15 protein-coding genes, 3 rRNA genes and 3 riboswitches are annotated in these 23,835 nt (G+C 43.1%); of the genes, 2 read left to right on the top strand and 16 right to left on the bottom strand.

The window, feature by feature from the left end:
* Positions 1-95: 95 nt before the first annotated feature.
* The 16 genes from MKY99_RS03260 to MKY99_RS03185 form a co-directional block, all read right to left on the bottom strand.
* Complete coding sequence (locus tag MKY99_RS03260) at positions 96-1,286, bottom strand: DUF4179 domain-containing protein (RefSeq protein ID WP_339268639.1); 1,191 nt, start codon at positions 1,284-1,286, stop codon at positions 96-98.
* Positions 1,261-1,848 carry an RNA polymerase sigma factor gene (locus MKY99_RS03255; RefSeq protein ID WP_076286950.1) on the bottom strand — a complete coding sequence of 196 codons (588 nt, stop codon included), beginning with the start codon at positions 1,846-1,848 and terminating at the stop codon, positions 1,261-1,263. Before MKY99_RS03255 ends, MKY99_RS03260 begins: the two co-directional genes overlap by 26 nt.
* A 183-nt stretch (positions 1,849-2,031) precedes the next feature.
* Positions 2,032-2,787, bottom strand: coding sequence for an acyl-ACP thioesterase domain-containing protein (locus MKY99_RS03250; RefSeq protein ID WP_339268637.1), 756 nt, complete (start codon positions 2,785-2,787; stop codon positions 2,032-2,034).
* A gap of 238 nt (positions 2,788-3,025) precedes the next feature.
* Positions 3,026-3,142, bottom strand: a 5S ribosomal RNA gene (rrf, locus tag MKY99_RS03245).
* A 128-nt stretch (positions 3,143-3,270) separates the two neighbouring features.
* A 23S ribosomal RNA gene (locus tag MKY99_RS03240) occupies positions 3,271-6,198 on the bottom strand.
* A 259-nt stretch (positions 6,199-6,457) separates the two neighbouring features.
* A 16S ribosomal RNA gene (locus tag MKY99_RS03235) occupies positions 6,458-8,014 on the bottom strand.
* Together the 16S, 23S and 5S rRNA genes form the textbook arrangement of a ribosomal RNA operon.
* Before the next feature lie 371 nt (positions 8,015-8,385).
* On the bottom strand, positions 8,386-9,195 hold the full coding sequence (locus MKY99_RS03230) for a transglutaminase-like domain-containing protein (protein WP_081383096.1): 810 nt from the start codon (positions 9,193-9,195) through the stop codon (positions 8,386-8,388).
* Between the two features lie 13 nt (positions 9,196-9,208).
* Positions 9,209-9,289: riboswitch (cyclic di-GMP riboswitch) on the bottom strand.
* Between the two features lie 108 nt (positions 9,290-9,397).
* A riboswitch (cyclic di-GMP riboswitch) is annotated at positions 9,398-9,478 on the bottom strand.
* 124 nt (positions 9,479-9,602) lie between these two features.
* The gene (locus MKY99_RS03225) at positions 9,603-10,253 is read right to left on the bottom strand and encodes a class D sortase (protein WP_339268635.1); all 651 of its coding nucleotides are present in this window, start codon (positions 10,251-10,253) and stop codon (positions 9,603-9,605) included.
* Between the two features lie 34 nt (positions 10,254-10,287).
* Entirely contained in the window at positions 10,288-10,692 is a 405-nt protein-coding gene (locus MKY99_RS03220; protein WP_339268633.1) for a GtrA family protein, read from the bottom strand.
* Positions 10,682-11,662 carry a glycosyltransferase family 2 protein gene (locus MKY99_RS03215; RefSeq protein ID WP_076285851.1) on the bottom strand — a complete coding sequence of 327 codons (981 nt, stop codon included), beginning with the start codon at positions 11,660-11,662 and terminating at the stop codon, positions 10,682-10,684. The genes MKY99_RS03220 and MKY99_RS03215 overlap by 11 nt, the downstream gene beginning before the upstream one ends.
* Before the next feature lie 99 nt (positions 11,663-11,761).
* The gene (locus MKY99_RS03210; protein WP_339268630.1) at positions 11,762-13,540 is read right to left on the bottom strand and encodes a phospholipid carrier-dependent glycosyltransferase; all 1,779 of its coding nucleotides are present in this window, start codon (positions 13,538-13,540) and stop codon (positions 11,762-11,764) included.
* Entirely contained in the window at positions 13,537-15,585 is a 2,049-nt protein-coding gene (locus MKY99_RS03205) for a glycosyltransferase 87 family protein (protein WP_339268628.1), read from the bottom strand. Before MKY99_RS03205 ends, MKY99_RS03210 begins: the two co-directional genes overlap by 4 nt.
* Complete coding sequence (locus tag MKY99_RS03200; RefSeq protein ID WP_339268626.1) at positions 15,582-17,561, bottom strand: hypothetical protein; 1,980 nt, start codon at positions 17,559-17,561, stop codon at positions 15,582-15,584. The genes MKY99_RS03205 and MKY99_RS03200 overlap by 4 nt, the downstream gene beginning before the upstream one ends.
* A 155-nt stretch (positions 17,562-17,716) precedes the next feature.
* The gene (locus MKY99_RS03195) at positions 17,717-19,117 is read right to left on the bottom strand and encodes an NCS2 family permease (protein WP_042184716.1); all 1,401 of its coding nucleotides are present in this window, start codon (positions 19,115-19,117) and stop codon (positions 17,717-17,719) included.
* A 124-nt stretch (positions 19,118-19,241) separates the two neighbouring features.
* Positions 19,242-19,341, bottom strand: a riboswitch (purine riboswitch).
* 187 nt (positions 19,342-19,528) lie between these two features.
* Positions 19,529-19,993: a hypothetical protein gene (locus tag MKY99_RS03190; RefSeq protein ID WP_339268624.1), complete on the bottom strand. Its 465-nt coding sequence runs from the start codon at positions 19,991-19,993 to the stop codon at positions 19,529-19,531.
* A 169-nt stretch (positions 19,994-20,162) separates the two neighbouring features.
* Positions 20,163-20,897: a CPBP family intramembrane glutamic endopeptidase gene (locus MKY99_RS03185; RefSeq protein WP_339268622.1), complete on the bottom strand. Its 735-nt coding sequence runs from the start codon at positions 20,895-20,897 to the stop codon at positions 20,163-20,165.
* 272 nt (positions 20,898-21,169) lie between these two features.
* Here MKY99_RS03185 and MKY99_RS03180 point away from each other — a divergent pair, with 272 nt between their 5' ends.
* The gene (locus tag MKY99_RS03180; protein WP_339268620.1) at positions 21,170-22,054 is read left to right on the top strand and encodes an Rgg family transcriptional regulator; all 885 of its coding nucleotides are present in this window, start codon (positions 21,170-21,172) and stop codon (positions 22,052-22,054) included.
* A 199-nt stretch (positions 22,055-22,253) separates the two neighbouring features.
* Positions 22,254-23,831 (top strand): carboxylesterase family protein, encoded by a 1,578-nt coding sequence (locus MKY99_RS03175; protein WP_339268618.1) that lies wholly within the window; start codon positions 22,254-22,256, stop codon positions 23,829-23,831.
* Positions 23,832-23,835 lie beyond the last annotated feature (4 nt).

Here is a 23,835-nt window from a genome sequence, read left to right as displayed (position 1 = left end):
TATTATAGTTGTTTAGCTTATAAATTCTTATCTTTTAACAAAAAGCCCGTATCTGCTATACAGACACGGGCTTTTTTTGCTTATGGGATTAATAGTTACTCTTGCTCCACCTGAATCGTTTGTTCAAGCTCCGGATAATAATGTTTAACTTGTTTTCCTTCTTCATCTCTTAATGCTTTATGGCTCTCATCAATGGAGTAAGTAAACGGCTTAACTGTAATTGTTTTTGGTGTTTGTGGGAACGGACTGAAATCTTTGTCTACCATAGGATAGACTATAGCCGGCAAGTTGAATGACCCACTCGAAGAAAATGCATTGCCTAGTTCATCAACAATTTCATAGAACATTTCAGAGGTTGTGTATCCATCCTTTTCTTTCACAGTTGGCGCTTTACCTTCTTCGCTGAGCTGTAATCTGCTTGTGGCTGGAGTTAATTCCAGCTTGGTAATCGTATAACTGAATTCTTCTGCCTCTTTTGTTTGGTTCAGATCAAGCTTGATAATTCCTTCCGTTACTTTTTTCACCGGCACCTTGATTTCAAAAGGCTCTGCGATTTGTGTAACCGGCACAGTGATGCTTAATTCAAATTCATTCCCCAAAGCCTCTACATTATTTAGATTTCTATAATCGTATAAAATAGCATTCTTTTTACCCTCAACATCGCCAAAAGACGACATTTGGCTCTCCAAATTCTTTCCATTCGGCAATTTCACTTCTGCTGAACCCAACAACCCTTTTTCGGACTGGTTCATTGTCACTTTCGCATACTGCTGTTCTTTTACCGCTGGATCGAATTCAATCGGTTCAATAATCATTTCTGCCATCATCTTATCCTTATCAATGCCTTCCCGTTCAATCGCAAAAGCCAACCGCGAGCCGTCATAATAGGCATCGGTAACCTTCAAGGTCACTCCATCATGGGTAACGCTTTGGTTAGGCGCAGTAGATAATCCTTTTTCTTTAGCAGCATTTAGACCTTTATCGTCAATCCCCTTAAAAATACTTCCTACAACAGGAATCTGCTTTAACGTTTCAGCCATGACTGGGGATATAAATCCGCTACCGATTATTCCCGCACCCAACACTGCTGCTGCCGCGGCAGCCACCAATGATTTTTTCAGAAACTTATTCCCACTTTTTCTTGACGCTCGCTTTTCCATTCCCTCGTCTCCTATTCGCTTCATAATTGAATCGCTGAAACTGTCTACCGGCATTTCATGATTTTGGAATGTTTGACGAATGTGCTCCATCTTCTGACTTTCAGTTGGATCTTGCCATTTCTCCATGGGGGCTTCCTCCTTCATTCATTCTTTGCCGGACTAACTTTTTGCGTAGACGTTCGAATTTCTTGCGTAAAGTAGCTGAATTACAATCCATAATCTGACCCATTTCTTCAAAACTGTACTGCTCTACTACCTTAAGAATCAGAAGATTGCTCTCTTCAGCTGTCAGATCATCCATAAATAACTTCTGCAATGGCTCCTCATCGTTAGGATTATAATAGGCTTTCGGCTGCTGCTCTTTATATAGCGACAACAGACGGTTTCTTCGTTTGCGTTTGCGAACCTGATCCAAACAATGATGATAGGCCACTTTATACAGCCATGAATTAAAAGAGACTCGTTTCTCATAACGTCTGAGTTCCTGATACACTTTTACAAATATATCTTGCACAGCATCCTCTGCTTCTTCATGACTTCTCAAAATATAATAGCAATACGTATAAATCTTTCTTTCATAGACTTGTATTATAGTTCTATAGGCTTCGCGGTTACCCGCAAGAACCTGATCAATAGCCTCTTCAATTATTGTTTGATTCACTTGGACCCCGGGGCTGCGACGTTCCAAAGAATCACCTCCTTGTTATTGACTACAACTATATAACGATTGTGATCCCTGAAATTGTGACAGGCTCAAAATTTTTTCCAAATATGTTATAAACATCATCTGTTTTTCAATAAAAAAAGCGACTGCCCCGATTGATGCTCGGAGAAATCGCTTTTATAATAATATTCCATATTTATATACTTTTTACTTATTTATGTTTTTCAACTCAATACATGCTTCAAAAAATACAATATCACTATTCTGGCCACGGACATATATACCATCATCCGTTACAGCTGAGCGTAAAATAGTCAGTTCATCCCCAAACTTAGCTTCTTGTAGATAAGTAATCCGGAAGCGTGTGAACTCTGTATTATCCCATTCCGCTAAACTGAGTGCATCACAACATAAATCTCCGTATCGGGCATTATTCAGATGTCCGTTGCTATCCAGCCCACTATATCTTACCTGATACCGATAAGCTTCTTCCATAATAATATCAGTAGGGATCGTTACCTTAACAGGCATATCCCCTACTGAATCGCCATTATAGTGCTTAACCTGAACTGGAAGAGCGTTCGGTCTGAGTATCTTTCTCTTCTCAATATCTACTAAAGCCCATATAGAACGCGCTGTGGCAATCTCTATATGATCTGCATCAAAAATACGATAATCCCGTTGCCATAAAGCCCCTTTAGTACCTTTACACCAGGTATGTACGCTAAGCACATCATTTGGGCGAGGAATACGCTTAAAATCAAGATCTAACGTAATCATCATCCAGCCCATTCCTGCACTCAGAATTTCTTCCACACTTATCCCCAAATTACCCACTGCGAAGTCTGCCGCACATTGCATGATATCCAGAATAAAGGATAACTTACCCTGTGAACGATAATCCGTGTCGCTCGCATGTACAGAAAAATCTTCTATCCACACAAGATTACTACTGTTGTCCATTGTTTATCCTCCTGCCATGCAAAATATCCTTGCATTTACTTGAAGTATCCACATATACCAATGCTCTATCCACATAAATTGGGGACTACTTTCATTTTTGAATATATTTTATTATTTCATCCACATGTTAGTAACTTTTATTTTTTCGTCATTTCCCCATGACTTATCCACATTATTTAAATTAAGCGATAAAGGGAACAAAAAAGCCATTGTTGATAAATCAACAATGGCTTCGTGTGCTTGGCAACGTCCTACTCTCCCAGGACCCTTCGGTCCAAGTACCATCGGCGCTGGAGGGCTTAACGGTCGTGTTCGGGATGGGTACGCGTGGAACCCCTCCGCTATCGCCACCAAACATGCGTCTGTTTCACAGACGCTGCCGCGTGAAATTTCGTTCATCACCAGAAGTGAGAATGAATTTCTAAGCGTGTTACAGGCTTGATGCCTGAAAACTGAATCCGAATTGAATTTGCGTTCTAAGTATAGGATAAGCCCTCGACCGATTAGTATTGGTCAGCTCCATGCATTACTGCACTTCCACCTCCAACCTATCTACCTCGTCGTCTTCAAGGGGTCTTACTAATTGGGAAATCTCATCTTGAGGGGGCTTCACGCTTAGATGCTTTCAGCGCTTATCCCGTCCGTACGTAGCTACCCAGCCATGCTCCTGGCGGAACAACTGGTGCACCAGCGGTACGTCCATCCCGGTCCTCTCGTACTAAGGACAGCTCCTCTCAAATTTCCTGCGCCCACGACAGATAGGGACCGAACTGTCTCACGACGTTCTGAACCCAGCTCGCGTACCGCTTTAATGGGCGAACAGCCCAACCCTTGGGACCTACTTCAGCCCCAGGATGCGATGAGCCGACATCGAGGTGCCAAACCTCCCCGTCGATGTGGACTCTTGGGGGAGATAAGCCTGTTATCCCCAGGGTAGCTTTTATCCGTTGAGCGATGGCCCTTCCATGCGGTACCACCGGATCACTAAGTCCGACTTTCGTCCCTGCTCGACTTGTAGGTCTCGCAGTCAAGCTCCCTTATGCCTTTGCACTCTTCGAATGATTTCCAACCATTCTGAGGGAACCTTGGAACGCCTCCGTTACTCTTTAGGAGGCGACCGCCCCAGTCAAACTGCCCGCCTGACACGGTCCCCGTACCCGGTAAGGGTACTAGGTTAGAACCTAGATACGATCAGGGTGGTATCCCAACGGCGCCTCCACCGAAGCTTGCGCTCCGATTTCTACGGCTCCCACCTATCCTGTACAGATCGTACCCAAATTCAATATCAAGCTGCAGTAAAGCTCCATGGGGTCTTTCCGTCTTGTCGCGGGTAACCTGCATCTTCACAGGTATTAAAATTTCACCGGATCTCTCGTTGAGACAGCGCCCAAGTCGTTACGCCATTCGTGCGGGTCAGAATTTACCTGACAAGGAATTTCGCTACCTTAGGACCGTTATAGTTACGGCCGCCGTTTACTGGGGCTTCGGTTCATAGCTTCGGGTTACCCCTAACCACTCCCCTTAACCTTCCAGCACCGGGCAGGCGTCAGCCCGTATACTTCGCCTTGCGGCTTCGCACAGACCTGTGTTTTTGCTAAACAGTCGCTTGGGCCTTTTCACTGCGGCCCCCTCGTGCTATTCACACTACCGGGGCACCCCTTCTCCCGAAGTTACGGGGTCATTTTGCCGAGTTCCTTAACGAGAGTTCTTCCGCGCGCCTTAGAATTCTCTTCTCGCCTACCTGTGTCGGTTTGCGGTACGGGCACCTTCTCCTGGCTAGAGGCTTTTCTTGGCAGTGTGAGATCATGACCTTCGCTACTATAATTTTCGCTCCCCATCACAGCCCAGCCTTAATGATGTGCGGATTTGCCTACACATCAGCCTCACTGCTTAGACGGACATATCCATCAGTCCGCGTCACTACCCTCCTGCGTCACCCCATCGCTCATAGCGGATTACGGTGGTACAGTAATTTCAAACTGTTGTCCTTCGACTACGCCTTTCGGCCTCGCCTTAGGTCCCGACTTACCCTGAGCGGACGAGCCTTCCTCAGGAAACCTTGGGCTTTCGGCGGATCAGATTCTCACTGATCTTTTCGTTACTCATACCGGCATTCTCACTTGTATGCTGTCCAGCGCTCCTTACGGTACACCTTCAACCCACATACAACGCTCCCCTACCCCAGATACATACGTATCTAGCCATAGCTTCGGTGGTGTGTTTAGCCCCGTTACATTTTCGGCGCAGAGTCACTCGACCAGTGAGCTATTACGCACTCTTTCAATGGTGGCTGCTTCTAAGCCAACATCCTGGTTGTCTGTGCAACTCCACATCCTTTCCCACTTAACACACACTTGGGGACCTTAGCTGATGGTCTGGGCTGTTTCCCTTTTGACAATGGATCTTAGCACTCACTGTCTGACTCCCGGCAATAAGTATATGGCATTCGGAGTTTGACTGAGCTTGGTAATCCTTGCGGACCCCGCACCCAATCAGTGCTCTACCTCCACTACTCTTATACCGAGGCTAGCCCTAAAGCTATTTCGGGGAGAACCAGCTATCTCCGAGTTCGATTGGAATTTCTCCGCTACCCCCACCTCATCCCCGCATTTTTCAACATGCGTGGGTTCGGGCCTCCAGTGCGTGTTACCGCACCTTCACCCTGGACAGGGGTAGATCACACGGTTTCGGGTCTACGTCCACATACTCAATCGCCCTATTCAGACTCGCTTTCGCTGCGGCTCCGTCTTCTCGACTTAACCTTGCATGTTAAACGTAACTCGCCGGTTCATTCTACAAAAGGCACGCCATCACCCATAAATAGGGCTCTGACTTTTTGTAAGCACACGGTTTCAGGTTCTATTTCACTCCCCTTCCGGGGTGCTTTTCACCTTTCCCTCACGGTACTGTTTCACTATCGGTCGCCAGGTAGTATTTAGCCTTAGCAGATGGTCCTGCTGGATTCATACGGGGTTTCACGTGCCCCGCACTACTCGGGATCCGTCTCGGAGAGAACACAGTTTAGGTTACAGGGCTTTTACCTCTATCGCGGGCCTTTCCAGACCTCTTCACCTACCATATTCCTTTGTAACTCCATGTGAGACGTCCCACAACCCCTAAGAGCAAGCTCTTAGGTTTAGGCTGTTCCGCGTTCGCTCGCCGCTACTGACGGAATCACTATTGTTTTCTCTTCCTCAGGGTACTTAGATGTTTCAGTTCCCCTGGTCTGCCTCTACATCTCCTATGTGTTCAGAGATGAGTAACTGCGAATTACCACAGCTGGGTTTCCCCATTCGGACACCCCCGGATCAAAGCTTGCTTACAGCTCCCCGAGGCAGTTTCGTTGTTCGCCACGTCCTTCGTCGGCTCCTGGCGCCTAGGCATCCTCCGTGTGCTCTTATTAGCTTAACCTCGATTTTTCCGCAGGAAAATATCAAACGATATCTTCTTTGAAAAATCTCACTAATAACATTTACTTGTTTACACAAGTTGCTAAAAGATGTTCTAAAACGCAAATTCGTTTCGGTATCCAGTTTTCAAGGATCAAGTTTAAAGATGAGAGTTTAAACTCTCAAAACTGAGCAACGAGTGAGTAACAGGCCTAAACCTGAGTTGTGGAAGTTTAACTTCCGATTTGAATGTCTTCATTGCAGAAGACGATTCTCCATAGAAAGGAGGTGATCCAGCCGCACCTTCCGATACGGCTACCTTGTTACGACTTCACCCCAATCATCTACCCCACCTTCGGCGGCTGGCTCCCTTGCGGGTTACCCCACCGACTTCGGGTGTTGTAAACTCTCGTGGTGTGACGGGCGGTGTGTACAAGACCCGGGAACGTATTCACCGCGGCATGCTGATCCGCGATTACTAGCAATTCCGACTTCATGCAGGCGAGTTGCAGCCTGCAATCGAACTGAGACCGGCTTTGATGGGATTGGCTTCACCTCGCGGTTTCGCTTCCCGTTGTACCGGCCATTGTAGTACGTGTGTAGCCCAGGTCATAAGGGGCATGATGATTTGACGTCATCCCCACCTTCCTCCGGTTTGTCACCGGCAGTCACTCTAGAGTGCCCAACATTACTTGCTGGCAACTAAAGTTAAGGGTTGCGCTCGTTGCGGGACTTAACCCAACATCTCACGACACGAGCTGACGACAACCATGCACCACCTGTCTCCTCTGTCCCGAAGGCCGCCACTATCTCTAGTGGATTCAGAGGGATGTCAAGACCTGGTAAGGTTCTTCGCGTTGCTTCGAATTAAACCACATACTCCACTGCTTGTGCGGGTCCCCGTCAATTCCTTTGAGTTTCAGTCTTGCGACCGTACTCCCCAGGCGGAGTGCTTACTGTGTTAACTTCGGCACCAAGGGTATCGAAACCCCTAACACCTAGCACTCATCGTTTACGGCGTGGACTACCAGGGTATCTAATCCTGTTTGCTCCCCACGCTTTCGCGCCTCAGCGTCAGTTACAGCCCAGAAAGTCGCCTTCGCCACTGGTGTTCCTCCACATATCTACGCATTTCACCGCTACACGTGGAATTCCACTTTCCTCTTCTGTACTCAAGTCACCCAGTTTCCAGTGCGACCTTAGGTTGAGCCCAAGGTTTAAACACCAGACTTAAATGACCGCCTGCGCGCGCTTTACGCCCAATAATTCCGGACAACGCTTGCCCCCTACGTATTACCGCGGCTGCTGGCACGTAGTTAGCCGGGGCTTTCTTCTCAGGTACCGTCACTCCGATAGCAGTTACTCTACCGGACGTTCTTCCCTGGCAACAGAGCTTTACGATCCGAAAACCTTCATCACTCACGCGGCGTTGCTCCGTCAGACTTTCGTCCATTGCGGAAGATTCCCTACTGCTGCCTCCCGTAGGAGTCTGGGCCGTGTCTCAGTCCCAGTGTGGCCGTTCACCCTCTCAGGTCGGCTACGCATCGTCGCCTTGGTGGGCCATTACCCCACCAACTAGCTAATGCGCCGCAGGCCCATCCCTCAGTGACAGATTGCTCCGTCTTTCATTCTTTCTTCAGGAGAAAAAAGAAATTATCCGGTATTAGCTACCGTTTCCGGTAGTTATCCCAGTCTAAGGGGCAGGTTGCCTACGTGTTACTCACCCGTCCGCCGCTAAGTTATTTTGAAAGCAAGCTTTCAAAATAACTCCGCTCGACTTGCATGTATTAGGCACGCCGCCAGCGTTCGTCCTGAGCCAGGATCAAACTCTCCAATTAGTATTGAAAAGAGCGATATGCTCATTTTGAAACATCTGACGAGAAAATTAATTCTCTAATTTCGGATTTCACTTTCGTGATTTCCTACTCACTCGTTGTTCAGTTTTCAAAGATCAAGTTCTCGTTGGCGCCGTTTAATGTCTCAGCAGCAACTCTTATAATATATCATGTTGTTCTCAGTAATGCAAGCTTTATTTTTCGAAAGCCGTTTATATAACTCTCTCAAATATTGCCTGTACGCTGTCTAACAACGCTTAACTATAATAACCTATCTATTCATAGAAAAGCAACCCCTAATAGAAAAATAAACAACTAGCTTAATAATTAAGCTGGTTGTTTATTTAATAGAGTTATGAATCTAGCGATGCAAATTAATAGTATTTTGCTGCAGTATACTTACTTGAAGCCTTAATAAAATCCGTATTCTTCTTACTCTTCGCTGACGATGCATCTACCGTTGTATCAATAGTAACCCATTTCCCATCCATCAACACTTCATTCCATGCATGGTATTGCGTAACGTAGCTAGTATTCCCCATCACCAATTTAGCAGGCACATCTACACTACGCAGCATTGCGGCAAAAAGAGAAGCATAGTCATAGCAGATTCCTTTTTTAGTATTCAAAGTGTTGTTAATGTTCGGAATGTAATCTGTTGTTACGTTATTAGCAAGAGAATAATCGTATTGTACATTAGCAACTACATAGTTATAGATTGCCTTAACTTTCTCTTCATCTGTTGTTTTGCCTTTTGTAAGCTCTTTTGCCTTAAGGATCGCTTTATCAGAAGAACTCCATTTCACATTCTGTACGGAGCCCAAATATACGGAATTCGAGTCACTCATGGTTACGTCTACTACTTCGGAATATAACGCTTTGTATTTATTGCCGGTTGTGTTCTCAAGAACAGAAACCTTATAAGTACCATTACCTTGTTGTAAAGGGAAGTCCTCAGCTTGTCCAGAAGCATATAAGTTATATGTATAGCTGCTGTTGTCTTTAGTGATCATGAGTTTGATTCTTTTATCTTTCGGAATATCATAGTTAATTCCAATAACACCTTGAGCCACTTTCGATGTAATCAACCAGCTTGCATCTACACTTGCGGCTTGAGCTGTGCTTACCGGAACCGCAGTAATCAGTACGAACAGCGCCACCATCATAAAATAAACCTTTTTCACGGATAAAACCCCTTTCGGTAGCTGGCTGCCATCCTTTCGGGAAGGCCCTTTAGCTTTGCGTCCCTACCTTTCGATAGGTTTGCCGTTATCGTATAAGCTCTATCTGTTCTAATTTCACTAGACAAATTAACAGAATCAGTCCAAGTAGAAATATGAATCTAAGATTCTTATATATTTTATAAAAACAAAAAAAGCCTCTTCATTCGGTAACTGGCTGCCATCCTTACGGGAAGGCCCTTTAGCTTTGCGTCCCTACCTTTCGATAGGTTTGCCGTTTATCGTGTTTAGCTTTTATAGTCTTATACTACCATATTTATCCTCGTAAACAAGAACAAAATTGCTAGATTTACTATTATTTTATAGTTATTTCTCTGTATTTGAGTTTTCTTGTTATTTCTCGTCAACGATTAGGAAAGCTTGGCATGAACAATCAAACGATGTGTAGGATCTACTAGTGGGTCACACGTAATTAGAGTAAGAATTTTATCTTTGTTATTCCCGTCTAGAACAGACACATCACTAGGAAGTACAACAGAAATATCATAAACCTCGTAATTATAAGTCTGATCGCTAGTCTTCACCGTAATCGTATCCCCAATCACAACCTCATTCAATCTGTTAAACAATCTGCCCGTAGTTCTAGCTCTATGTGCAGCTATTGCGGCGTTCCCTATTTCTCCTATTGGAGTTGTTTCTTTCATATGGGCCGCGGCATGCTTCATATTCGCTTTAGTAGCCCCTTCTAATACAGGCAGCTTCAGATCGATCTTATCAATCTCAATTAATGCGATAACTTTGCCACCCACTTCAATTTCCGGTTCCGGCTTTTCTGTTTCTTGCGGCTGTGCTTGTGCATCTAGAGCTGATTCCTCCGCTAGTAGCTGAGTGACCTCGGCATATCTGCTCTTCAGATCAGGTGGTTGAGTACTTACACTGGTGCTCAGTTCAGCCGATTCTAATAGCTTATCCTGCTGCCAGTCGTTATACCATTCGTTAGCTTTTGGATAGAGCATGATAAGGATCCCCGCCAGTATGAGCACATACGAGAATTTACGCATGATTTTCACCTCCGTAGATTGGTTCTACTGAACTTTAGAATACCCATTTACGACTTCCGAAGAAGTTAATGATCACCGTCACAAACGTTACTAATACCTTAGAGATCAACACTTGAATGCCTACTTTGTCAGTCAACAGATGCATTAGCAACAGCGATATTCCGAGTACTACCAGATTCAGTACGATAAACTTCAGCAACTGCGTCTTATCAAAACCCTCTTTATTGCCACGGTCACGATCCTTGAAGGTTACTTTTTTATTCAAAATAAAGCTGTTCGCTGTCCCTGCACTATAAGAAATCACCTGTGCCAACGCATATACCATCCCAAGTGAGTTCAGTAATGTGAAGATTACGAAATCAATGAGGGTATTTACCAAACCTACAGCATTAAATTTGAGAAACTGTATGAAAGCAGTTCGAAAGTTCTTATCTGACATCTTTGTAATCCTTCCGGCGATCCACTTCTTCTTCGTTACGATATCCTATGGTCTCACTGACAATATACAACGGTCTATCCTTAGACTCGTCATAAATCCGTCCAATATACTCACCGATTACACCTAACAGCATCAGAACGATACCGTTAAAGAGCAAATTGACCCCTACAATTGAAGCCCAACCTGGAACCGTCCATGAGGTGAAAAAAATTCTTTGAAACAATACGAAGAATAAATAGAGAAAGCTCGAAAAGGAAAGAAAGAATCCGACATACGTAGCAATCTTAAGTGGCTTATGCGAAAAGGAAGTGATCCCATCCAGCGCAAAACGAATCATTTTCTTAAGAGGATACTTAGTTTCTCCTGCAAATCGTTCTTCCCGCTCATATTCCACCATCGTCTGCTTGAAGCCGACCCAGCTCACTAAACCTCTGACATACCGATTTTTTTCCTTGAGACCTCGCAAGACATCACATACCTTACGATCAATAAGACGGAAATCACCTGTGTCCGTAGGAATGTCTACACTTGTCATGCTGCTGAGTAATCGATAAAAGATCTTAGCCGTTACCTTTTTGAACATCGTTTCTCCACGGCGCTTCAGCCGCTTCGCATACACAACGTCATAACCCTCTTTCCACTTCTCGATCATTTGCAAAATGACCTCCGGTGGATCTTGAAGGTCAGCATCAATAACAACAACCGCTTGACCTTCGGCATAGTCCATGCCAGCTGTAATTGCTACCTGATGTCCGAAATTACGCGAGAAGTCAATTAGCTTGACGCATTCATCCCGATCACTGATCTCCCGAATCATCTGGGCCGAACGATCACGACTTCCGTCATTTACGAAGACTAGCTCATAAGTATCGCCGCATTCGTCCATTACTTTTTTCAAACGTTCATAAGTAACGCTAATTACTTGCTCCTCATTGAACATGGGTACAATTACACTATATCTGGCTTTCACCTTTATTCCTCCTAAAAGCTTTATGGAGCGTTACATCTTTCTGTACTTCATAATAACGCTGTAAGCATAAACTTATTATTATAGATATTATAAAAAATCTTAGAAAACCCAAGATGGGAACCAACGCAGCATACCCTTCACATAATCTCCGCTTACCTGCATCCCTGACAGGACAGGGTAGAACGCGACAAAGAGCAGTAAAGCAACAGCCACATAGACATAACTAACATAACGAGCCTCAGGATATTTACTATCTAGCAACTTCATTATATATACAATACCAAGAATCATAAAAGGCACCATAGCAAAATAATGGTAGATAAAGGTTTCCCTTGGGACAAGCATCCACGGAACATATTGTGAGAAAAAGGCGATCCAGATCATATAAAGGGTCTTATCTTTGCGTTTCAGTGTAATCCACAGCGTTGCCAGCATTGCGAAAATACCCGTCCACCAGATAAGCGGATTCCCCATAGTCACTATACTGCTGACCTGACCTTGCGGCAAACCCTCACTGCCACTGAAGAACCAGACGGGTCTCTTCATAAACGGCCATTGCCACCAGGAGGACGCAAAAGGATGTGTAGCTACAAGCTGACTGTGATAGTTGTACATGTTCTTTTGGGAATCAATCAAGCCTTTTATAGTAAAGCCCTCTGCGGATGCAGATAAACCCGGAACAAAAGATAAACTATAAATAATGACCGGTATGATTACGAAGAATGCAACACAACTAGCTAGCGTAATAATGGTATTCTTCCAGAACGAATTTACGGCTTCGCGACAGGTACCCAGCAGTTCCTTGTCTTTGATCTTCCCTTCCGCGAGCAACCGTCCCGATGCTTTATATTCTCTGTAGCGCTCGAAGAGCGAGATAGCTAGCATAATGGCCAGCCCAGCTCCTCCGTACAGTACAATCCACTTGGAGGCGACACCAATTCCGAAGAATAAACCGGACCAGAATAACGGAATTAGTGTTTTTCTTAAGGGCTGCCTGAAGAAATTCATAGTGTAATATCGCTGCATGAAATAAAACATTAACATGATGAAGAATACTCCGTATACATCGATCGTAGAGATTCTTGTTTGTGTGAAATGCATGAAATCCAGTGCGAACAATCCAGCTGCAAGTGCTGCGTATTTACTCTTTTTAAAGAGACGTAGTGCCATTACATAAATGAGAGGCAGCATGGCAATCCCGAACAATGTTCCGATAATACGCCAGCCGAAAGGATTGACTCCAAACAGTTCCATCCCTACTGCGATCAATAGCTTGCCTAGTGGTGGATGCGTGTTCTCATAAGGCACAATCCCGTGTGTATATTCATAAGCTGTCCGTGCATGGTAGATCTCGTCAAAATAAGTGCTATTCATAAAGTTAGAATATTCAGGGATGAGTGACTGCTCGTCAAAAAGATTGGCAGGCTCTCCTCTTTTAGCGACTGCACTAGCATCCGGTGTAACACCGGCTATAGGAAGAGGTACTCTTTCGCCTCCCTGCTCATAGAAGGCCATTTCATTTAAAGTGAATCCTGGAGAGGTGACTGTAAACTTCACGTATCTTGCTGCAACGTTCAGAGGTTGGCTTTTCCAGATGAAGACATTCCCAACATCCTCGCTTACATCCAGCGGACTACTCCAGACCTCAGGGGATTCACTGAATTCGAGCTTAAACTTCCCGGTACCTACGCCACCGAAGATATTCACGCGTTCCAATTGTTTACTCTGTCCTAGATCTACATAGAAGCTTTCACCGCTGGCAGCTGGCTCCCACAAGGTCTCTGGAGATTTAGTAGAACCTAAATTATATAAAGCAATTGCCGCGTAAACGGCAGTAATGGCAAGAATACATATCCAATCTATACGCTTAAACTTCATCGCTTAAGTCTCCCTCCCTTCTGGTGCGGTCTTATTTGCTCGACGACTTTAAGGTCTTCTTCATATTTTTCTTCAGGTGTTGGTGGTGCTGGAAGAGGCTTTACTCCCCCACGAACATACACGTCGTAACCGATGTAGAGCATGTATAGCAATAATGACAGGTTAGCAATAGAAGTGACCAAAACGATTCCATCTGCACCTGGATTTACACCTGCATTTAGATGGGTCAACGTATAAGCCACATTGATATACTGCGTTAAGCTGAATCCAAGGAATAGGGATAAAAACCTACGATCCCGACTCGCTATATAAGTGAACATACATAGAATAACTGCAGGGAACATATAACGTTCATGCATTTTGGTTCCAAGCACAAAGACTACTACAATGAGCGCCATACCGATAAAGTAGGATTTGGATAAATCCAAGCGATCTTTTTTGAAGGAATAAAACGTTGCTATGGCTACTGCCACTAAAATAAATATGAAGCCCCATACACGGTAAGTAATACCTAACCAAGTTAGGTCAAGAGATGACCACATCGGGTCAGTCAGTGCATATAGATTAAATGCATTCACAGAAGAATAGGGATAGGAAGATAACGTACTCTTATACAGATTAATAAGGCCAACTAAACCACCGTTATTCCAGAAAAATGGTGCCGCGAGCAATCCGAATATCCCTAATCCATACAAAGCTCCAAATCCAAGCTGCTTCCAAGCACGGTGATGATAGAAAGCAAACAATAATACCGGTGTGAATATTAACGATTGTGGTTTAATTAAAGTTGCTAATGCAAACAAAATCGCGGATTGAACAAACTTTTTGTTCGCAGCGCCATGGATACTGAGCAACAGGAAAATCAAAAAGAACGAATCCGCTTGTCCCCACGCCGCTGAATTAACAAGCACCGCCGGATTAAACAGAAATAATAGCGTTAAGCCAAAAGCGATCCCTGAGCCGAGTTTTTTGCGGGACATTTGATATATGAAGTAACCCAATACCAAATCAGAAATAATCGCTGGCAGTTTGAATAGCAGATTCTCTCCACCCGAACCATGCGCAAAGCCAAATACACCGCGAATAAGACTAAGCATGTACAAAATGTACAAATAACCAGGAGGATAATCGGCAAAATACCCTTCTTCATAAAACTTGCCTGGACCTAAATCAACCATACGCTGGCCCCAAGCTATAAAGGTATTCATGTCGTTCTGATAGCCTTGAGCAGTCAGACCGATCCAAATCCTTAGTATAAAGGCAATTCCGATGGCAATGCTCAGCCATTTGGAATAGACATTCTCAGGTTGCTTCATAAGCTTCTCACTGCGGAATGCCTTGGTATAAAGCACTGCAAAAAATACACTGAAAAGCGCTGAGATCAGCAGCATCTTGGTTGGAGATACCTTATGTGGGGTATCCGCTTTTTTACCACCAGCATCCTGACTAACTGCTGCACTATCCAGCGAAATGACGTTTGCCCCTTCGGGAGCAGCGTCTAATTTTTCTACAGACAAATCATCAAAATAAGCTTTACCTTGAATCAAGCTAGAGTAGCCTCCCAAACTTGCACCTATGCCGAATTCTTTCTGTTTAGGTCCTGTCTGGCCTATGTATTCAAGATATTGCCACTCTCCTGCCGTATCCGTTACGTTGGGATAACCCCCGCCTACTCCAACGGCAAGTATATTGGCGCCCATTCCCTCGCCTGCGGTACTTACTACTTTGATCCATCCAGAGATTTTATAATAGCTGTCCGGCGTTGCCTTAATCGTCTGCACCCATTTCAAATGATTGGGCTCGATATTCTCAATGACTGCCGCTTTACTACCGGAGTGAACCTCGTCCGATTGGATTGAAAGTATGCCCGAGTTGTCTCCAGAAATCCACATATCCTTAGTCCAGTTAGAAGGAGCGTCCTCTCCTCCCTCCTCAAATCCAGGGTTCTGCAATAGATTTCCGTCTGCATAAATGCTTGTTACAGGAAGCAAAAACAATAACAGCATCAATACAGTCATTGCGGCCGTACGTGTACTCTTGATCATCGTTCCAACCTCACCTCGTCTATATTAATCCAGCCTTTACCGCCTTTAATAAAAATTTCAGTTTGCTCATTCTGACCGATAGATACCATTGGAAGTGTAAGCTCTTGATAAACCTCACTAGCAGGTATTTCAGCCTCCGCCCGCACTACGCCATTAACTCGGACGCCAACCCTTCCTTCTTCTCCACCAGCACTAACCATTATACCAAGCTTATATTCTCCAGGTTCTGCTATTCTGATAGATTGTGTAATCGTTTTGTCAAATCCCGGATCAAGATAGGCCAAATAACTTCCATTATAGGGATTATTGGTTGCCACACCCGTACCGGATGAGAAGCTCCAGCCTGATATCCCCTCTTCAAATCCTCCATTTGTAAATTCCGAGATTCCCTCTACTACCCCAGTCTTAGCGGTCACAACAGTATAGTTGGCAAAACGTTTAACCGAATAATTTTCGCTTTCAGCAGGAGTGGGATCACCATTCCACAAGATATATGTCGCTGTCTCTCCCGGAACTATGCTTGAATATCCAAATCTATATCTCCCAAAGGAAGACACCTGCTGAAATGCACCTCCAGGATTAGAATAATTAACGGTTGCTAAGAAATCATGGGGATTGATCTGCTCATAAAAAAGCACATAAATATAAGGCATATTAACTTTATCAGTCACGTAGATGTTCCCAGCACTCTCTTCAGACGCATATTGTATAGCCTCACCGAAAGATTCATAGAAAGCCGGTCCTATCTCTTTAGGATAATCGCGGAAATAAACTGTAGTGAATAGAACAAAAAATAAGCTAAAGGTTACAGCCGACAGAATTGCTAATACTTTTACTTTCTTGCTTAACCACATAAACCCTGCAACAATCAGCAAAATGATTGGATAGAAAATTACATTCATCCGATTAATGTTTACGTTCGTAACAAAGGTCATCAAAACGGAAACAAACAACCAAAGTAAAATAACGAGCAGTCCCGTCCGCTCACGACCACGGTTCCGTATTGTCGTTAACATAAATATAAGTCCTATAAGTACAAAGGGTAACGCAATAGGATACGCGTATCCATAAGGTGAAATCGAATTCCAAGGCAAACCATCAGATCCGCTAATTAATATCTTCAAAAATTCCCGGAAATTGCTTAATGCTGTATGTAATAGTTGCCCTCCGAATATAGAAGTTACCTGTTCCACACGCGGTGTTGTCAATCTCGGAATTGAGAACAATGGGGTCAAAATCCCCTCTAGCGACAATCGATTGATCATAATAAATAGGAAGATTGGAAGTGACATTAATATAAACAGAGCACAGTTCCATAGAATGGTCCGAAGCTTTAGCGCTCTTGTATAGAATAGAAGAATTCCAGCACCTAAAGCAAATATCGGCACAAAAAAATAGGATGTTCCATAAGCATAAAGTGAAAGGGCAAGCATAATTGTAAATCCATAAGACCACTTCGGAATATGAAATGATTTAAGTAACATATAAACGGAGAACAGAATCAGGGTGGGAAATAAATTAGATTCCAGTGCCCATCTTGACATCATAATATGCCAAGGATTAATTGCGATAAAAAACATCGCCACAATACCAGCAGTTCTGGAAGTAAATAGCTCTTTGGAAAGAAGATAGAATACGAGCATACCCAGTAGACCCATGATTAAACTAACAGCACGTACAGACATTGGAGTGAGTCCGAACAATAATATGAAAGGCATTGATAAGTAAGCATAAAGTGCATTCTGTCCGCTTCCCCAAGCAATGAGGTGAATAGGTAAATGAATACCATTGCGGTCTATTCCATAATGAAGAATAGCGTAAGCATCATAACCTATAGATGCCTCATCCTGATTCAAGCCACCTGGAATCGAACCAAAGTAAAAAATGCGAATCACAGCCCCCAGCAAAAACAATAAGAGAGGCCAAGGATTACCTTTAAAATAAGAAGACCAATTGCTAAATCTTGTGGACAACATTCATCACCTCTTCAACAATATAATCTAAATATTGGATGATGGAAAGGAAGAACATCCAACAAGTTAAGTAGGAGAATACATTATCCAAAATAAAAAAAACGGCCCCTTCAGTAATGAAGGAGCCCGAGATGAATTTCAGAAATACTGTATATATGTTAGCCCTCGCTACCAAGGAATACATAACGGAGAACGATCAGAATCGCAAGTACCCACATCATCCAGTGAATATCGTATTTCTTCTTACCCGCAAGGTTAGCAACAGAAGCAAGGATTACATAAGTTACGATACCAAAGGAAATACCGTTAGCGATATTATAAGTGAAAGGCATGATAACAAGAGTTAGGAACGCTGGAATCGCAACAACCATATCTTGAAAATCGATTTGACGGATTGATTGTGCCATCAGCACACCTACGACGATCAATGCTGCGGCTGTAGCAGATCCAGGAATAAGAGCAACCACTGGAGCAAGGAACAATGCAAGCAAGAAACATACGCCAGTTGTTACAGCTGTAAGACCTGTACGTCCACCTTCAGCAACACCTGCCGCGCTTTCTACAAAAGCAGTAGTAGTCGAAGTACCCAGTGCCGCACCACCTGCTACAGCAACTGCATCGACAAACATTGCATTACCTACACGTCTATTACCTTCTTCAGGGTTATCCATAATACCAGCGCGTTGAGCCGTACCTACAAGTGTACCAAATGTATCAAACAACTCTACAAATGTGAAGGTTGCAATCGCTGAAACAATACCTGTGTGCAGGATACCATCCCAGTCAAATTGGAAGAAGTTCAATTGTGTGAAATCAGGAACCCAAGGCGTTGCCGGACTGGACAATGCGCTGAAATCAACTACGCCCATCAACATACCAGCGACAGTTGTTCCCAAGATACCGAATAAAATCGCACCTTTAACGTTCAATACCATCAGGATAGAGATTAGAAGAAGTCCGATAATTACCAATTGGACATTGGAATTCTCTAGGCTACCCATGTGAATGATAGTTTCAAAGGAAAGGACATCTGTGAAAGTGTTAGCAGGAATGTCTTTACCGGCTTCAACACCAATCGTCATGAGTCCACTATTCTTAAGACCAAGGATCGTAATGAACATCCCGATACCTACTGTAATCGCATGTTTCAAGCTGTCAGGAATTGCAGTTAGTAAGATCTGTCGAACTCGAGTTACAGTCAGCAAGATAAAGATCAAACCGGAAATAAATACGGCTGTCAGACCCATTTGCCAAGTGAATGGATGCTCTGATGTGGCGGAAGATAGAATTACGGAAGCAAAATATGCGTTAAGTCCCATACCAGGTGCCAATGCCACTGGAAAGTTTATGAACACGCCCATTGCGATAGTGAAAATACCTGCTGCCAGCGCCGTCGCTAGAAATACAGAGTACCAGCCCATATCAATACGGCCAAATGCTGTTAAAGTACTCGGATTAACCGACAAGATGTAAGCCATTGCCATGAACGTGGTCAAGCCCGCCATGATTTCTGTACGAACTGTGGTGCCGTTCTCTTTCAACTTGAAAAACCGATTCAAATTGTTCTCCCCCTAAGGTATGTTGTGTCTGACAGCAACAAAAAGCCGGTATCTGTTAGACACCGGCTCGAAAAAAAGAGTAGTCCCCCATGACCATAGTCCTAAATTAAGGACAATGCGGGGTTGCTCTGCTCTTCTTAATCGTAGCCAGGTCATTACGGTGACCTCGTAGAAACTTCCAGGCCAATTCCCGGAAATATACGAAAGAATTATGTTGTTGTGCTCTATCATTTTAGGTGGACATCATATAAGTTGTCAATGATAAAAAGCGAACATTTTCGACTTTATTTTTTCCATTGTTCGTAAATCATACATTTTCATGCTTGTATCTACTGTCAAATTCGTTCTTGCAATGCAGCTTATTAACTATCCAATCACTTTATATATGGGTATATTTCACTATGTTTCTAGTTATTGATCTTTAGTGTACTTATAACTATGCCAAGAATTAGCTAAATGTCCTATCGCTAAACAAACTACTGCAATACTCAGCCAAATAGATTTTCCCCAAATCGCTGCCAATCCGAATGCACATACTGGAAGAACTGCCATCGGGATCGGAATAAAAACTAAAGGGTCCCATAATAATTTAAATTGCTGCCCCTTAACTATATATCGAACCCATAGACCATAATAAATAGCAATAAACAAGACAATAAAGACAGCAATTACGCCAAGCTTTACCTGTTGAAAGTTATCCTGTGACATCGCAAGAATACCTATACAACCCAATTGTCCTGCTCTCTCCAAGAAGGTATAGATTGGTCCTGCATCTCGCAAACCCGAAGGTACATTTTCAGGTGGAAACTTAATCATTAGCAAACTTGGGACAAGAAGGATTAATGCCATTAGTGTGCCGAGAAGAGAAAATCCCATGTTAATTTCTCCCTATGATAGATTTTTCCCATTTTATCACATTCATATTGAGCAGCTATATAGCGTCTATCACATTTTTTTGAATACAAAAAAAACCTACAGCCCCTTGTTCAATAAGGAGTTGCAGGTGTTTGTTAAGACTCTATCGCAAAAAATCCTTTGAGAAAAATTAGCGAGTGGATGCCCAAAAGGCCAAAGCAAACATTGTCCAGTCATTCATCACGTGCACTATAAACGATGTCCATATATTTTTAGTCTTAAGATATGGATATAGCAGAACGATCCGTGCAATACCAATACCGAGAATAGCTTGGACAATATTCCAATTATACGTTGGTAAATGGTATGCCCCAAATAAAATAGCTGAAACTATGCAGGCTAAAATTATAGCAGACTTTCTACTCATCTTAAGTTTCTTAACTCCAAATGATAGCACGACCAAGAATGGAAGTATCGTGATTAATTCTTCACCAAACAGCATCGGGATCGTTCTCAAGAAGAACGGAATTGCATCAGCAAAATTACCATTGAAACTATCGGTTGCGGGATTAGCGCTCGTACTAAACAATTTTGTAATAAGGAAACCAACAATACCTGTCACAATCAAATTTACAACGTAAGTTCCAAGAATCAAAAGAATATCTTTAGCTACTAATTTTCTGAATAATGATGTCCATTGACTTCGTGCCACAAAGATTACTGCTGCTAAAGGAAAAATCACATTCATAAAGGGCTGTACATTGGGACCTCCAAACATAATAAGAAACAGAGCAAAACCAACCGCGACAGAAACTAGAAAAATGAGGCTGCTCTTCAAATTTAGACTAGGCGATGACAGTTCACTGTAGAACGGGAAATCATCATTTTTACGCTCAAATCTGAAAAAATCACTTTTATTATTCATAATAAATCAAATCCTTCCAAGGAAATATAAAACTTATGCTTCCATTAATCCATCTAACGTACTTACATCATAATTGCTTTTATGTCCCATTACGACAAAGGTCTTATAAATAGGACCTTAAATTGAAGAAATTTCCAACGGATTCGATTTATTTGATAATATTTCCAAGTAGCTCAAAAAACCACAATGAGTAGATTTTCAAATATCAAAATTTCGTAATCAAATTAGATTCTCTCTGAAATATAATAAAAGCTCACGATTTCAATAAGAGGGTGGCGAAAGAATTGAATACCTACGGTGAGGTTGTTCGAAATATACGGACCAATAAGGGATTAAGTCAAAAAGAAGTGTATTTAGATATTATCTCGAAATCATATGCCATTGAATTTGAAAAAGGAAACCATGAGATCACATTAAGACTGTTAGAACAAATTTTAAATCGACTTATGATGGGGATTGATGAGTTTTTCTACATTTATAGAGGTTATAAACTATCTAAACACGATACATTTACCAACAAATATTCCAAAGCCGGAAACAATAACGATCTCGAAGCATTAATTGAGATTTATCAAGAACTACATCAGAGAGAGGATCTGACCTCAAAAATTCATCTGGCAGAAGTCAGGTCTCGTATAAGATTATTGAAGCACTTTAACTTGACGGGTCAGTTTGAGAAGAATGTCATTTTGACAGAAGATATCGAGACGATCACTAACTATCTCAACAATCTCCAATCCTGGACCCTCCAAGAAATGCAGCTGTTCACAAATACTTTAAATTACATAGATTACGATCAAAGAGATATACTCTTTCAAACGCTTATTAAGTCTATGAAAAAATATGAAGCTCACGAACGCGGACGAGATGTCATATGTGTAATGCTAACCAATATGATTTACGAATTAATTATGATCAATCAAATAAGCTATGCAGAGATCTTACTAGAGAACTTAAATAATATTAGCAGTCCTCAATATCAAACGCTGTTCTTTAAGATTGTATATAAGTATTATAACGGTCTAATTAAAATTAAAAGAAACAGTAAAGAAGAAGGAACGAAGCTTGCTCAATCAGCAATCGATGTATTATATGAATTTGGCGAGCCCTATCAAGCAAAAACATTAGAGTCTATATTGTCACAGATCTTACAATAGAGTTTCTAGAGGGTGGTGATGATTTCTGTTGCATAAGGGATTCTTGACTTTTTTATCATGATTATTTTCTTATCCTGAGACCAGACCTGCTGACCTCCAGAAAAGAAGCAAAGAATAAGGATAAAGCAGATAAGTTTCCTATATTTTTCACTATCCTTCTTTTATTATAATGGGGCTATCTGATGTAAGGAGGATTTCCATGATGACAGCAAAAAATTTCGTATGTTCCTCAGCAGAACCCATTGTACAGACCAAAGCTGGAAAAATGAGAGGCTTTCAGGTCAACGGCACTTATACCTTTCACGGGATAAAGTACGCAGATGCCAAGCGCTTCCAGATGCCCACAGAGGTAGCGCCTTGGGAGGGAATTAAGGATGCACTCGCTTACGGTTACGTGTCTCCCATGTTAACCCAGGATCAGCCCGTCATGGAAGTGCTGGTTCCTCACCGTTACTGGCCTATGGATGAGAATTGTCAGTATATGAATATCTGGACTCAGAGCCTTGAACCGCAGGCCAAAAAACCTGTTATGGTATGGCTGCACGGGGGCGGTTTCGCAGCTGGCTCTTCTATTGAACAGGTAGCTTATGAAGGAGACAAGCTTAGCGAGTTCGGCGATGTGGTCGTAGTAACCTTAAATCACCGATTGAATATTCTGGGATACATGAACCTGTCTGCTTTTGGAGATAAATACGTCAATTCCGCTAATGCCGGAAATGCCGATATGGTAGCAGCTTTAAAATGGATTCAGGAGAACATTACAGCTTTCGGCGGCGATCCGGACAATGTGACCATCTTCGGACAGTCTGGTGGCGGTATGAAGGTATGGACACTAATGAATACTCCGGCAGCAGACGGCCTGTTCCATAAGGGCGTTATCCAGAGCGGATTAATTGATGGTTTTTTGGACAACCGCAAGACTGATAGCACCGCCATTGTAAAGGCACTGTTAGCAGAGCTTAATATGGGCGCGGACGAAGCAGAAAAATTGGAAGCGGTTCCTTATCCTCAGTTAGCTGCAGCTTATAATAAAGTTGCACCGGCGCTCGCAATGCAGGGGGAATACATTGGCGGCAATCCTATGCCTAATGAATTCTATGTAGGCGACCCTAGAGAGGTGGGCTTTACCGAGCATGCGAAGACCATTCCGGTATTGATTGGTAGCGTATTTGGTGAGTTCGCTTTTGGTCCCGGTGTTCCTAACAAGCAGGACGTGTCTGAGGATGCCACCATGGAGATGCTGACTCAAAAGTATGGCAATCATACGGAGAAGCTGGTCACACAATTTAAGGAAGCGTATCCGGATAAACACTTGTCCGACCTGCTATTCTTAGATACCTTCTTCCGTGTTCCAACCAAGGACTTTATCGAGAAGAAATCCGGACACGAGGAAGCTCCTACCTACTCCTACTTGTTTACTTATGAATTTCCTTTTGAGGGGGGCAAGACAGCATGGCACTGTGCTGAGATCCCTTTCGTGTTCCATAATACGGAACGCGTTCCCGTGTGCCTCATTCCGGGAGTTTCCGATCGGATGGAGGAGCGCATCTGTGGGGCATGGGTAAGCTTTGCACGCTATGGCAATCCTAACATCCCTTCCCTTCCCCAGTGGCCGGCATGTAAACCGGGAGATGAGGCTACCATGATTTTTGACCGCAACTGTGTAGTAAAGCATAATTTTGATCATGCATTGATGGATACTTTATTGAAAACGAACCCGAAGCTGCCTTTCCTGCCAAACAATGAGGCCGAAGAAGAAGGATTTATTTTGCATTAAGCAA

This window comes from Paenibacillus sp. FSL R5-0470 (assembly GCF_037975205.1).
Taxonomy (GTDB): domain Bacteria; phylum Bacillota; class Bacilli; order Paenibacillales; family Paenibacillaceae; genus Paenibacillus_AQ.
The sequence above is the reverse complement of the archived record's forward strand: the minus strand, read 5'-3'. Positions and strand labels throughout refer to the sequence as shown.